The organism is Sodalis sp. (in: enterobacteria), assembly GCF_047607725.1.
In the GTDB taxonomy this organism is placed as follows: Bacteria; Pseudomonadota; Gammaproteobacteria; order Enterobacterales; family Enterobacteriaceae; genus JBLKSS01.
The window spans coordinates 1-12,877 of sequence record NZ_JBLKSS010000328.1; the positions used below are offsets into that span (position 1 = coordinate 1).

A 12,877-nucleotide genomic window follows, 5' to 3' on the forward strand; every position below is an offset into this window, starting at 1 on the left:
CCTGTTTGACGGGAAAGTGCAGCGTTATTCCGACCTGGAAAAACTTATCCCCGGCATTTCACAGAAAATGCTTGCTCAGCAATTGCGGCAATTGGAGGCGGATGGCATCGTGGCGCGCAAGATTTATCCGCAAGTTCCCCCCAAGGTCGAGTACCGACTGACACCCTGGGGCCAGGCATTATGCCCGGCGTTAGACGCCATGCTTAAATGGGCAGAGCAGAAGGATGATATTTCCAACCGGCGGCGCCCGCTAGGTAAATTTCAACTGCAGTCCGCCTACGAATCGGGCCAAAACGCCAACAGCCTGAGAGCGAAACCACAGGGTAACAGCGAGGCGAGAAAACCGTCGGCTACGCCGCAGCCCCCTTGCCGCTGCGGCGAAATCACCGCCAGGCGCGTTGTAGTGTCCTTAAAATGATGAGCACAACGGTCGTCCTTGCTGCGGGATAGCAAGGGCAAAAAGAGGGACGCTCCGCTACAGGCCCACGCCGTTGGACGTCAAGTAAGCCATTTAACGGCGGTGAAATACCGAGTCTTATCGATAGTCCCCACATTTTGCCCAGAGGCTACGGCGGTTAAGGTTTAAGACCCGGCGCTGGTGAAACGGTAAACCTGTCAAGCCAGCGGCAACGCGGCACTTAATATGCTGCCGCATGCTGTGAAGCCGTACCGTTTCAATTACTCGCTGTAATGGAAAATAGCGCTAACGAAACATGCCCGAAGGGAAAACACCCCTATTGCGGCGCAATTATCCGGCCGGTTTCGATAAAGGGAGCCCCTTTTGCCCCGCATAGAATACCACGAGGGTCACGCCTTCTTTGCCGGTGTAACCGCGATGAGCGCTGTCGACCATCTCAGACACCACTTCTCCAGCCCTAAGCGTGTGTTTTTCGCCATTCGTTTTTTTTCAACGGTCAAAGCCCCTTTTAGCACATAGGCTGCATTGGGGATCGGATGTTCATGCCAGGGGAGACTGGTATTGGGCGCCACGGTAATTTTGAGAATGGAAAGTTGAGGCGTGCCTTTAGGGTATGCCTGGTATGAAACGCCATCCCAAGACTTTTCCATCTCAAGCAGTTTTTCAACGTTAATACCGCCATCCTTATTGCTTTCATGTGCCTGGATAAAAAAAGGATGATGATAAAAGTAGAGCATATACAAATAGATAAAGTTCGATTGGCTAGTCGCATGCAAGATCCTTTGTCTATTTCGGCAGGTGGGTGGTCAAAAACCATACCATCTTCATCACAACAGGGGAAGACAGGTTTGCGACCTGCCCGCCCCTCCCTATGAGTGGCAACGCCGCCTACTGGGTCTCAAAAGCAGTTTTGCTTAATTACCTAATGAAAAAATTCTGGTTAATCAATTGATTGTTATATTATCAAATATTGCGAGACACCAATTATTATTGACATTACTGAATTCAATAAATAATGTTCTAACTCCGCAATTTTTCACATCACGGAGTTTTTTTAACCACAAATGGTATCTATACAGGCGCATTTTAATTTTTTATGGCATATGCTTGGTTCATTGCACGCTAACCTAGAGGTTATCAAAAGTAAAGAGAATACCACCACATATTCTATTGAAGTTAAAATAACATCAGTTAAACCATAGAGCAAAGCAGACAATGATAATAGTGAAATTGGATTATAAAGGAATATCTTGCAGAGACCATTGTTAAAAATCAGCGTGTAATAAAAAAAACCTAAAATATAAATGCCAAATATACCGAACAAAGAGCCGGCTTGAATAATTTCATTATGCAAGTGAACATCTAGGTATCGAAGTGCATCGGAATTTTGATTTCTTTCAGAATGCAGGAAACTCACTATTTTTTCGTTTCTAGAGGACTGTGTTTCACCTAACGGTGCATTGATGAATGCCATGACGCCAACACGCCACATCGTAAATCTGGCACCTAGTGAAGTTTTGTCATTACCATGTTGATAAAGCGAGACTTCTTGCGATGTTCTATTATAACGTGCTGAAATTAGATTCCAATTAGTGTAGATTATTGATACCAAGGTCAATATGATTAATAGCAAGGGAATTGATTTTAATTTTCTATCTTTGAATACCACAGGTAAGATTAGCATGATCACGGCCAATGTATGGATGACCATTGCAGATCTCGTTTCGGTAAGGAAAACCACATATATCGACAGCAGTCCAGATGAAAAAATAAAATATTGTTTTTTAAGACTTAATCTATCACATATTGTGACAGCTATGAGTACCAGCGATAATGCGCTGTATTGATATGCGGTGCCTGTGGCTCGATTCATAGCAAAAACTATGCGATCTGATGTCTCAATATATTGCCATATACCATAAATACTTGCGATGATAAATGTGCCCGATAGTGAAAATATACAACACCGGCGTATAAGCGCACGTTGAGCACTATCGTGATTATATAACCATACAGCATACCAGCTAATTACCGCAGCCACAAACCAACGCTTACCAGGTGTGAATAGCGTTCCTTGAGCATTATAAGATATCAATTCACACAATAATGACCAGATGGTGTATAAAAGTGATATTAGTAAAAGAGGGAGTATAATCTTACAGGTTAAAAGTGAAGATAGACATTCTCTGAAGTTAATCGCTATACCTAGCAAACTCAAATAACCACATAAATAGAAAGAAATCCTACTTGTTTTTTCGTCGATAAAAGCTAACGGCAAAATAATAAAAAAAGAACAGAAAAAAAAGGTTGCGATATATCTTTTCATTGACTCTTTATTTCCTTCACCCATGGCAAAACACTCCGATTACAATATCTTACTTGCCTTCAATTTCAAATATTTTTTCTTATCACTAACTCTAACACATGGTGATAAAATGAACCTCGCCATTGATATTTTTTTGCACGTGTCGATGAGGAGTTTGATAGAGTCTTCATGCAAATACTCAGGAGGTAATTTTCTTAGTTCATTTATTGCGCTGCAATAGGCAATTGCTCCTTGTCTCTTTAGCATCTGAATCTTTATTTTTTCTAAATTCATTCGTTCAGAAATTTGCTTAAAGCTTAAACTATGCGTTAAGCTATCTTTTCTTTTTACATAATTATAAAAGCAGCTTTCGGAAAAGAAAACATCTTTGATGAAAGGCAGTATTTTAAGCAAGGTGTATTCATCTTCGTAATATTTTTTTTCCTCTATTCCGATTTTTTTTAGTAATGCCGTTTGATAAAATTTACCTGCAAAATGCCCCTGAATTTTCTTTCCTCTCAAGTATATTTTTATAAAATCCCTCTTTCGTATATATTTTGGAATGCTGTAATTTTTGATACATTTTCCCTCTATTGGTGTAGCAAGTAAGTCGAAATCTTTCATTCTTAAAAAAGAAAGTATTTGTTTTAAAAAATCCCCATAAACAGTATCATCACCGTCAAGGATGGTAAAATACTTCCCTTGACAATGATTTAATGCATATTGCCTTACTCTTCCTATGTTCTTATACTCAACGCGGAAATAGTAGATCTGTGAATATTTTATGGCGTACTCTTTCATGATTTTAGGAGAATCATCGCAAGATGAATCATCAACTAATATTATTTCATAATCATATTCATGTTTCATTGCTGCTAACGCGCTATCCAAACATTTAGATATGTACTTTTCAAGGTTATGAACTGCAACAACAATAGACAAGGAAATAGTCATTACGTTATCCCAATGTTAATTTATTTTTTTCTTTGTGTAATTTCAATGGCATGTAGCTATTTACTTACATAATTTAAAAAGTAAATCATAAATCAAAGTATATAAAACTTTAAATCTATTACTTATTTTTTATAAATTACATTATATAAATAAAAATGATTTATATTCATAATACTTCAAGATGTAGTCGTCTCTCCTGCGGAAGACCCGGTCAGAGAGGTCATTGCGCTTTCTCCGTCCGCATCTTAAAGTTAATTGCAATATTAGAAAAATCTTAATAAGGATTCGATAGTATCATAACAATGCGGATTATAGAAAACGTAGCCAAAAAGAATCTATTTTCATGGAAATTAATTTATTACGATATTAAACTGGACAACAGTAATTTTGCATTCCCCTATATCTATTGGCGGATTCAGAACTATGGAAGGCATTCACTCTGGAGCAATACACAAGCATGGATAACCTGCTTCTTTCGACATTGTTGACCTGAAATACTGACTGTGTAGTAATCATCTGCGCGAACGCGAGTTAATCATCCGCAATTTTGCTTGATAATTTTTTTTTGCAAACCACTCTGGACTGTCGAAAATAGCTTTTTCTTGGGTTTAAATGAGTCCAAAATTGTCCGCAAATTAGGCCAGAATTTTTTGCATCGCTACAAGGCGATGTGTGACGAGCACACCACGGCACGTGATGACATTGTCGCGTTAGAAGCAGAAATGACGTTCATTGCGTGCGTGGCGGAAGTCCGGGCATGGACAGCAGAGTAGAGGGCTACCTGCGGCGCAGTGGTGTCATGGCGCTACTGTGAAATCAACATTCAGCGCGGTGTGATACTGCGCGAACAGGAAGAGATATCGATGAAAAGCTGCGCTCACGGCTCCCGCCCTACGGTTGCGGCACTAAAGCCTATTGATAAAATCAGCTCCGCTGCTAACGAAAATGTCCTCAGAGCGCACGCTGGCGGCACAGGCCGCGTTGATGCAGCAACCGGAACCCTGATAAATTCCAGTATCACGCCATGCTCTTCCGTCCATTGCGCTAGCGTGAGCGATATCAGTTTCGGACCGTTATCCATCCGCTGTTTCAGAGGATTTCGCGGTTTGTTACTACCCTGTCCAGCACCCGGGCCACCCGTTGTGCCGAAATATTCAGATCGATTTCTATCGCCAGGGCTTCACGGTTAAAATTATCCACCACGTCGAATGTCCGCAAGCGTCTGCCACACATCAGCGCATCGTGCATAAAATCACCGGACCCGCTCTGATTAAGCGCTTCCGGCGTCGCCAGTGGTGCCGGATTACGCACAGGAAATCGCTGTTTTCCCTTACAATGGACGTTCAGCTTCAGCAGGCAGTAAATTCGGCGCACTCTTTTATGATTCCATGCTTGCCTCTGCCTGCGCAGTCCCCGGAACAGCTTCTTAAAACCGTATCGCGGATAACGTTCAGCCGTTTCGGTCAGGGCCTGAACCACCTGCTCATCGCGCCGGACATCAAGTTGATAAAGATAAACCGTCCGGCTCAGCGATAACGTCCTACATGCATGACGTACGCTCATCGCAAATTGCGCTTTCAGGTAGCTGACGAGCTCACACTTTATCGCTGGTTTTAAAACTCTTTTCGATGACATCTTCTAACGCCGGGTTTTCCAGACTGAGATCGGCAAGCATCTGTTTCAGGCGACGAATTTCATCCTCAAGTCTTTCATCTTTTTGATATCAGAGGCTGCCATACCGCCAAATTTCGCTTTCCAGTGTATGAGCTGGCTTCAGAGATACCGGCTTCGCGGCAGACATCTTTAGCGTGCGTCCGGCTTCGACTGACTTCAGAACGGCGATGATCTGGTGTTCGGTGAATCGGGCTTTGCGCAGGATGCTCTTCTCTGGGGATATAATCAGTATGCCGGAGGAGTTCTAAATGTGAATGGTTCGTTTAAGCAAGCGGGATACCTACACTTTTATCACAGGGTATTTTTTCAAATCTAACCTCGAAAACAGAGAGTAACATCAAAAATTCCATTGAAAAAATCGTGCTTCCCGTTGCTAACAGCTGCCAGAAAATGCCAGACACAATAACAAAAAAGCCCGCGGTTACGCGGGCTTAGAGGGGATTTAGTGCATTTACGTGCGGGCAATTGTCAGACGTTAAATCATTCCCACTCTATCGTCGCCGGCGGTTTGCCGGAGATGTCATACACCACGCGGGAAATGCCGTCGATCTCATTGATGATGCGGTTGGAAACGCGCCCCAGGAATTCGTACGGCAGATGCACCCAATGGGCGGTCATAAAGTCGATGGTTTCCACCACGCGCAGCGACACCACCCAGTCGTACTTGCGGCCGTCGCCCATCACGCCGACGGAGCGCACGGGCAAAAAGACCGTGAAGGCCTGGCTGACTTTGTTATACAGATCCGCCTTGTGCAGCTCTTCGATAAAGATCGCATCGGCGCGGCGCAGCAGATCGCAATACTCCTTTTTCACCTCACCCAGCACCCGCACGCCCAGACCCGGGCCAGGGAACGGATGGCGATAAAGCATGTCGTACGGCAGGCCCAGCTCCAGGCCTATCTTACGCACTTCGTCCTTGAACAATTCTTTCAGCGGTTCCACCAAGCCCATTTTCATCTCTTTCGGCAGGCCGCCGACATTATGGTGCGACTTGATGACGTGCGCCTTGCCGGTGGCGGAGGCGGCGGATTCGATAACATCGGGGTAAATGGTACCCTGCACCAGCCATTTTACTTCGGTGAGACTCAGCGCCTGTTCGTCAAACACCTCAACAAACACCCGGCCGATGGTTTTCCGTTTGGTTTCCGGATCGTCGATGCCGGCCAGCGCGGAGAGGAAGCGGTCTTCCGCCGACACATGGATAATGTTCAGGCCATAATGATCGCCGACCATATCCATCACCTGACTGGCTTCGTTGAGGCGCAGCAGGCCGTTATCGACGAACACGCAGGTCAATCGCTCGCCGATGGCCCGATGCAGCAGCATCGCGGTCACCGATGAATCCACGCCGCCGGATAAGCCGAGGATCACCCGATCGTCGCCGACCTGCTCGCGAATGCGCGCCACCGCATCTTCAATAATTTTGGCCGGCGTCCACAGCGGGTCGCACCGGCAAATATCGAGCACGAAGCGTTCCAGCATGCGCTGCCCCTGGCGGGTATGGGTAACTTCGGGGTGGAATTGAACACCGTAAAACCGTTTTTCTTCGTTAGCCATGATGGCGAACGGGCAAGTTTCGGTGCTGGCGACGGTGACAAAATCCACCGGAATGGCGGTGACTTTGTCGCCATGGCTCATCCAGACATCCAGCAGCGGCGTGCCGCCGATGCCGATGTCGTCCTGAATGTCGCGCACCAGAAAACTGGTGGTCAACACTTCTACCTGGGCATAGCCAAATTCGCGCTGGGAAGAGCCCTGGACTTTACCGCCGAGCTGCATCGCCATGGTTTGCATGCCGTAGCAGACACCCAGCACCGGCACGCCCGCCTGAAACACATAGTCCGGCGCGCGCGGGCTGTCCTGCTCTGTGGTGCTTTCCGGACCGCCGGAAAGGATAATACCGCGGGGATGGAATTCGCGTATTTGCGCTTCGGTTACATCCCATGCCCAAAGTTCGCAATAGACGCCAAGCTCACGTACCCGGCGGGCCACCAGCTGGGTATATTGCGATCCGAAGTCCAGAATCAGAATGCGGTGTTTATGGATATTTTCTGTCATTGATGGCGTATTCCGAGAGCGTATAGCAAAAAAGTATCATTGCCCGGCCGGGAAAGTACCGAGCAGAATGGCGTCGGGCCGCCGAGCTGGCATGGCCCGCGCCGGGGAAATTCGTTAACCCATGCGGTAGTTCGGGGATTCTTTGGTGATGGCGACGTCATGAACGTGGCTTTCCTGAATGCCGGCACCGCTGATACGGACAAATTCCGCTTTGGTACGAAGGTCGTCGATAGTAGCACAACCGGTCAGCCCCATACAGGAACGCAGCCCGCCCATTTGTTGATGGACAATTTCCTTCAGGCGACCTTTATACGCCACGCGGCCTTCGATGCCTTCCGGCACCAGTTTATCGGCGGCGTTGTCGGTCTGGAAATACCGGTCCGACGACCCCTTGGACATCGCGCCCAGCGACCCCATGCCGCGGTAGGATTTGAAAGAGCGGCCTTGGAACAGTTCGATTTCGCCGGGGGATTCTTCGGTGCCCGCCAACAGCGACCCTACCATGACACAGGCGGCGCCGGCGGCGATGGCTTTGGCGATATCGCCGGAAAAACGGATGCCGCCGTCGGCGATAACCGGGATCCCCGTACCTTCCAAGGCTTCAACCGCATCAAAAATAGCGGTGATCTGCGGCACACCGACGCCGGTGACGATGCGGGTCGTACAAATGGAGCCGGGGCCGATGCCCACTTTCACGGCGCTGACGCCCGCCTCGACCAGCGCGAGCGCACCGGCGCCGGTGGCAACGTTGCCGCCGATGATTTGCAGGTCGGGGTATTTGGCGCGCGTGTCGCGGATACGCTGTAGCACGCCTTCGGAATGGCCGTGGGAGGAATCGATAATCAGGACGTCAACGCCGGCGCTCACCAGGGCGTCGATGCGCTCTTCGTTGCTGGCGCCGGCGCCTACCGCCGCGCCGACGCGCAAGCGGCCGTGTTCATCTTTACAGGCATTGGGTTTACGTTCGGCCTTTTGGAAATCTTTTACCGTTATCATACCGAGCAGATGAAATTGCTCATCCACCACCAGCGCTTTTTCGACGCGCTTTTCGTGCATTTTGGCCAGCACCACTTCGCGGGCTTCGCCTTCTTTTACCGTCACCAGGCGTTCTTTCGGGGTCATCACGGTGGAAACCGGCTGGCTAAGATCGGTGACGAAGCGAACGTCACGACCGGTAATGATCCCTACCAATTCATTATCTTCCGTTACCACCGGATAGCCGGCGAAACCGTTGCGCGTGGTGAGTTCTTTTACCTCGGATAGCGTAGTACTGGGCGTGACACACTGAGGATTGGTCACGACGCCGCTCTCATGGCGTTTCACGCGGCCCACTTCCTCCGCCTGGCGTTCGATAGACATGTTTTTGTGGATAAAACCAATACCGCCTTCCTGCGCCAGCGCGATAGCCAGGCTGGATTCGGTTACCGTATCCATTGCCGCGGACAGCATGGGTATATTCAGGCGTATTTTCTGAGTCAATCGGGTGCCGAGATCGGCCGCGTTGGGCAGTACCATGGAGTGAGCGGGAAGGAGCAGAACGTCGTCGAATGTCAGAGCTTCTTTAGCAATACGTAACATAGCAATATCTCACCAAGGTGGATGTGAAACAGATAAAATATTGCCGTGGCATTATACAGAACGTAATCGGTTGCCTCCAGCACTATTTTCAAAAAATCCTTGCTTACCGTTTCGCAATGAGTAATATCAATCGATTAAGACTTTGCAATGGAGTTTGATCCCGCTCACATGTTTACCCCGCCCTCTTCCCTGATTTTTACCGTCAGCCGTCTCAATAAAACGGTACGAGAGCTGTTGGAAGGCGAAATGGGTCAGGTTTGGCTCACGGGAGAGATATCCAATTTTTCCCAGCCTGCGTCGGGTCACTGGTACTTCACCCTCAAAGACGACCGCGCCCAGGTGCGCTGCGCCATGTTTCGCAATACCAACCGCCGCACCACGTTTTCGCCGCGCAACGGTCAACAGGTATTGGTGCGCGCAACCCTCACGCTTTATGAGCCGCGCGGCGACTATCAGCTTATTGCCGAGAGCATGCAGCCGGCCGGCGACGGATTACTGCAACAGCAGTTTGAGCAGCTTAAACAACAATTAAGCGACGAGGGGCTGTTCAGCCAGCAGTATAAGCAACCGCTGCCCAGCACGGCCCGCCGCGTAGGGGTGATTACCTCCGCCAGCGGCGCGGCGCTGCACGATATTTTGCAGGTGTTGAAACGCCGCGATCCGTCACTGCCGGTGGTGGTTTACCCCACCGCGGTGCAGGGGCTGGAAGCGCCGGCGCAGATCGTGCGCGCCATCGAAGCCGCCAACCGGCGCGCAGAGTGCGATGTGCTGATCGTGGGTCGCGGGGGCGGTTCGCTGGAGGATCTCGCCAGCTTCAACGACGAACGGGTGGCGCGGGCGATTTTCGCCAGCCGCTTGCCGGTAGTCAGCGCGGTCGGCCATGAGACCGATGTGACCATCGCCGATTTTGTCGCCGATTTGCGCGCGCCAACGCCGTCGGCGGCGGCCGAGCTGGTAAGCCGCAACCAGGTGGAACTCTTGCGTCAACTGCAGTCTCAACGGCAGCGGCTGGAAATGGCGATGGATTATTTCCTCGCGCAGCGCCAACAACACTACGGCCGTCTTCAGCACCGCCTGCACCAGCAGCATCCTCAATTGCGGCTCGCCCGCCAGCAAACCGCACTGATGGCTCTACGCCGCCGCCTGGACGACGGCCTACAGAGGCAACTGCGCCAGGCGCTGCACCGTCACGAACATCTGCGGCAACGTCTGCAGCAGCAGGCGCCCACGGCGCGCATCAACCGTGCACAGCAGCAATTGCAGGCGCTGCGTTACCAACTGAGCCAGAGCATAAGCCGCCGCGTAAGCCGGCAAAATAATGCCTTTGGGGCGCTCTGCTCCCGACTGGAAGGCGTGAGTCCGCTGAAAACCCTGGCGCGGGGGTTCAGCGTCACCACCGATAGCCACGGCGCGGTGGTGAAACAAACCCGTCAGCTAAGCGCCGGCGATCGTCTGACGACCCGACTGAGCGATGGCTGGGTGGAGAGCCAGGTTACCCAGATCACCCGGCAGCCGGCGAAACGCCAGCGACGATCAAAGGACTGATTCAACGGCGAGCCGTGGCGCATGCCCGCACCCGCCACGGCATGCTGCACAGCGCATGACCGCAGGCTCCACCACCGCAACACCGCACGCCCGGCCACAAAGCCTAGGCCGCGGTGCGCTTCCCAGGAGCGTAAATTCCCACACGCGGCCGTGCCGCCTTTGTACCATGACACACTTTTCAATATCGGCACGCCCGTCACGGCCGACCTTGAGCGTCCCCCGCCGAACGGGTGGCAGCATTGCGGCACAGCTGGTTAAAACCCGCGCCGACGGCCAGCAGCAGGCAGGTACCGAGGAAGACCGGCCGCATGCCAAAATGGCCGCCGACCACCCCGCCCAATAGCGGCCCGGTTACCTGACCGACGTACTGGGCGGAGGTCGACAAGCCCAGTACGCCACCGGTACACTATAACGAATGACGCTGGCGCGCATCAACCGTGCACAGCAGCAATTGCAGGCGCTGCGTTACCAACTGAGCCAGAGCATAAGCCGCCGCGTAAGCCGGCAAAATAATGCCTTTGGGGCGCTCTGCTCCCGACTGGAAGGCGTGAGTCCGCTGAAAACCCTGGCGCGGGGGTTCAGCGTCACCACCGATAGCCACGGCGCGGTGGTGAAACAAACCCGTCAGCTAAGCGCCGGCGATCGTCTGACGACCCGACTGAGCGATGGCTGGGTGGAGAGCCAGGTTACCCAGATCACCCGGCAGCCGGCGAAACGCCAGCGACGATCAAAGGACTGATTCAACGGCGAGCCGTGGCGCATGCCCGCACCCGCCACGGCATGCTGCACAGCGCATGACCGCAGGCTCCACCACCGCAACACCGCACGCCCGGCCACAAAGCCTAGGCCGCGGTGCGCTTCCCAGGAGCGTAAATTCCCACACGCGGCCGTGCCGCCTTTGTACCATGACACACTTTTCAATATCGGCACGCCCGTCACGGCCGACCTTGAGCGTCCCCCGCCGAACGGGTGGCAGCATTGCGGCACAGCTGGTTAAAACCCGCGCCGACGGCCAGCAGCAGGTAGGTACCGAGGAAGACCGGCCGCATGCCCAAATGGCCGCCGACCTTCGCCGCCGGTACACTATAACGAATGACGCTGGCGATACAGGGTAGCAGCCCGCCCAATGCCAGCCCCATGCAAAAGCGCTGCGCCACCAATTGCCAACCGGCGGTAACGAACGCCTGCGGGATAAGCAACACCGCCGCCACCAGCAAACAACCAATGATTACTCGCCAATGGCCCACCCTGTCCGCCAGCCGACCGAGCCTTGAGGACGATAGGATACTGCCCAGCGCCGCGGCCGCCATTACCAGGCCGGCGACAAACGTCACCTGCTGGTCGCTCACCGGCTGCGCGACATAAAGCATGATAATCGGCTCGATGGACATATTCGCCAGCATCAGCAATGTACCGGTAATCAGCATTGCCATCACCGGCAGGTTGCGCCAGGGGCTGATGGCGGGGGATGTCGCTGCGACAACCGGGCGCGAGGCGGTGCCGGGGACTTCTTTAAGCACCACCACCGTGGCCAAAAAAGCGATAAAGATGGCCCCGCCCGCTATCATAAAAGTGCCGCGGATGCCGATGAGCGGCAGCAGCGTACCGCCAATCAGCGGACCGACGAGATTACCCGCCATAATGCCGGAGGAGAGCATGCCCAATGCCCATCCCGTGCGGGCCTTGGGGGTCTGAGTGGCGACCAGGATAGTGGATCCGGAGGCGTATCCGCCCAGCAAACCGGCCAGCAGGCGCAGCGCCATGCCAAGCAACGTCATCGCCACCGCCATACCGAGGCTGGCCCGGATCAGCATCAGCTTGCGGCCGTAGCGATCCCCCAATCGTCCCCAGAGCGTCGCGGTCAGCGCAGCGGTGAAAAAGGCCGCGCCATAGGCCACTCCCGACCACTCGCTGATAGCCGCATAGGCCGGTGACACCGAGTTGCTCGACGTAAAGAGGCAGAAACGGCAATAGCAACGTCATCGCGACGATAGTGGTAAAGGAGCCAAACACACAGACGACTAAATTGCGCCGCCAATAATCATTATCATCGGGCGCTATACTACCGTTTTGCATCGTACCAATCCTTCATCAAGAGTAAGACAGGGAAACATCTCTGCGCTCGGCGCCGCAACGTGAACAGAGCCGAATGCGCGCGCCGAGCGTTATCGCGGCGATAGCGATAAATGGAAAAAGAGGAGTCGACCGCCATTAAGGGAAATACGGCGGGCAGGTCGGCGCGGGTAACGGCGCTAAACCCCTGCTTGCGGTAAAAGTGCTGGGCGGAGATAAAGTAAGCGTACGCCCAGCGCCGTATTGACAGTTATTCAGCAGGGATGGTGAGG

At 52.0% G+C, this 12,877-nt stretch carries 6 protein-coding genes and 5 pseudogenes; 3 read left to right on the forward strand and 8 right to left on the reverse strand.

Going from position 1 to position 12,877, the window contains the following annotated elements:
- A pseudogene (locus ACMX3H_RS19650) lies at window positions 1-226 on the forward strand (winged helix-turn-helix transcriptional regulator); the annotation flags it as partial.
- A 581-nt stretch (window positions 227-807) separates the two neighbouring features.
- Here the strand turns inward: ACMX3H_RS19650 and ACMX3H_RS19655 are convergent.
- The 6 genes and pseudogenes from ACMX3H_RS19655 to guaB form a co-directional block, all read right to left on the reverse strand.
- Window positions 808-1,194 (reverse strand): hypothetical protein, encoded by a 387-nt coding sequence (locus ACMX3H_RS19655; RefSeq protein WP_415211070.1) that lies wholly within the window; start codon window positions 1,192-1,194, stop codon window positions 808-810.
- Between the two features lie 278 nt (window positions 1,195-1,472).
- Complete coding sequence (locus ACMX3H_RS19660) at window positions 1,473-2,768, reverse strand: O-antigen ligase family protein (protein ID WP_415211071.1); 1,296 nt, start codon at window positions 2,766-2,768, stop codon at window positions 1,473-1,475.
- Between the two features lie 15 nt (window positions 2,769-2,783).
- Window positions 2,784-3,677 (reverse strand): glycosyltransferase family 2 protein, encoded by an 894-nt coding sequence (locus ACMX3H_RS19665; RefSeq protein ID WP_415211072.1) that lies wholly within the window; start codon window positions 3,675-3,677, stop codon window positions 2,784-2,786.
- 1,000 nt (window positions 3,678-4,677) lie between these two features.
- Window positions 4,678-5,553, reverse strand: a pseudogene (locus ACMX3H_RS19670) (IS3 family transposase); the annotation flags it as partial.
- A 278-nt stretch (window positions 5,554-5,831) separates the two neighbouring features.
- On the reverse strand, window positions 5,832-7,409 hold the full coding sequence (gene guaA, locus ACMX3H_RS19675) for a glutamine-hydrolyzing GMP synthase (RefSeq protein WP_415211073.1): 1,578 nt from the start codon (window positions 7,407-7,409) through the stop codon (window positions 5,832-5,834).
- Window positions 7,410-7,523: 114 nt separating this feature from the next.
- Window positions 7,524-8,987, reverse strand: a complete 1,464-nt coding sequence (gene guaB, locus ACMX3H_RS19680) for an IMP dehydrogenase (protein WP_415211074.1) — start codon at window positions 8,985-8,987, stop codon at window positions 7,524-7,526.
- Window positions 8,988-9,155: 168 nt separating this feature from the next.
- Here guaB and xseA point away from each other — a divergent pair, with 168 nt between their 5' ends.
- Window positions 9,156-10,532, forward strand: a complete 1,377-nt coding sequence (gene xseA / locus ACMX3H_RS19685; RefSeq protein ID WP_415211076.1) for an exodeoxyribonuclease VII large subunit — start codon at window positions 9,156-9,158, stop codon at window positions 10,530-10,532.
- Between the two features lie 196 nt (window positions 10,533-10,728).
- Here xseA and ACMX3H_RS19690 read toward each other — a convergent pair.
- A pseudogene (locus ACMX3H_RS19690) lies at window positions 10,729-10,932 on the reverse strand (hypothetical protein); the annotation flags it as partial.
- A gap of 27 nt (window positions 10,933-10,959) precedes the next feature.
- On the opposite strand from ACMX3H_RS19690, the pseudogene ACMX3H_RS19695 reads away from it, so the two are divergent.
- Window positions 10,960-11,271 (forward strand): annotated as a pseudogene (locus tag ACMX3H_RS19695) (exodeoxyribonuclease VII large subunit); the annotation flags it as partial.
- Window positions 11,272-11,467: 196 nt separating this feature from the next.
- Here ACMX3H_RS19695 and ACMX3H_RS19700 read toward each other — a convergent pair.
- Window positions 11,468-12,608, reverse strand: a pseudogene (locus tag ACMX3H_RS19700) (MFS transporter).
- Window positions 12,609-12,877: the final 269 nt, after the last annotated feature.

Coding starts and splice junctions, on each gene's coding strand:
- ACMX3H_RS19660 (WP_415211071.1), bottom strand. CDS start 2,768: ATGGGTGAAGGAAATAAAGAGTCAATGAAAAGATATATCGCAACCTTT.
- ACMX3H_RS19665 (WP_415211072.1), bottom strand. CDS start 3,677: ATGACTATTTCCTTGTCTATTGTTGTTGCAGTTCATAACCTTGAAAAG.
- guaA (WP_415211073.1), bottom strand. CDS start 7,409: ATGACAGAAAATATCCATAAACACCGCATTCTGATTCTGGACTTCGGA.
- guaB (WP_415211074.1), bottom strand. CDS start 8,987: ATGTTACGTATTGCTAAAGAAGCTCTGACATTCGACGACGTTCTGCTC.
- xseA (WP_415211076.1), top strand. CDS start 9,156: ATGTTTACCCCGCCCTCTTCCCTGATTTTTACCGTCAGCCGTCTCAAT.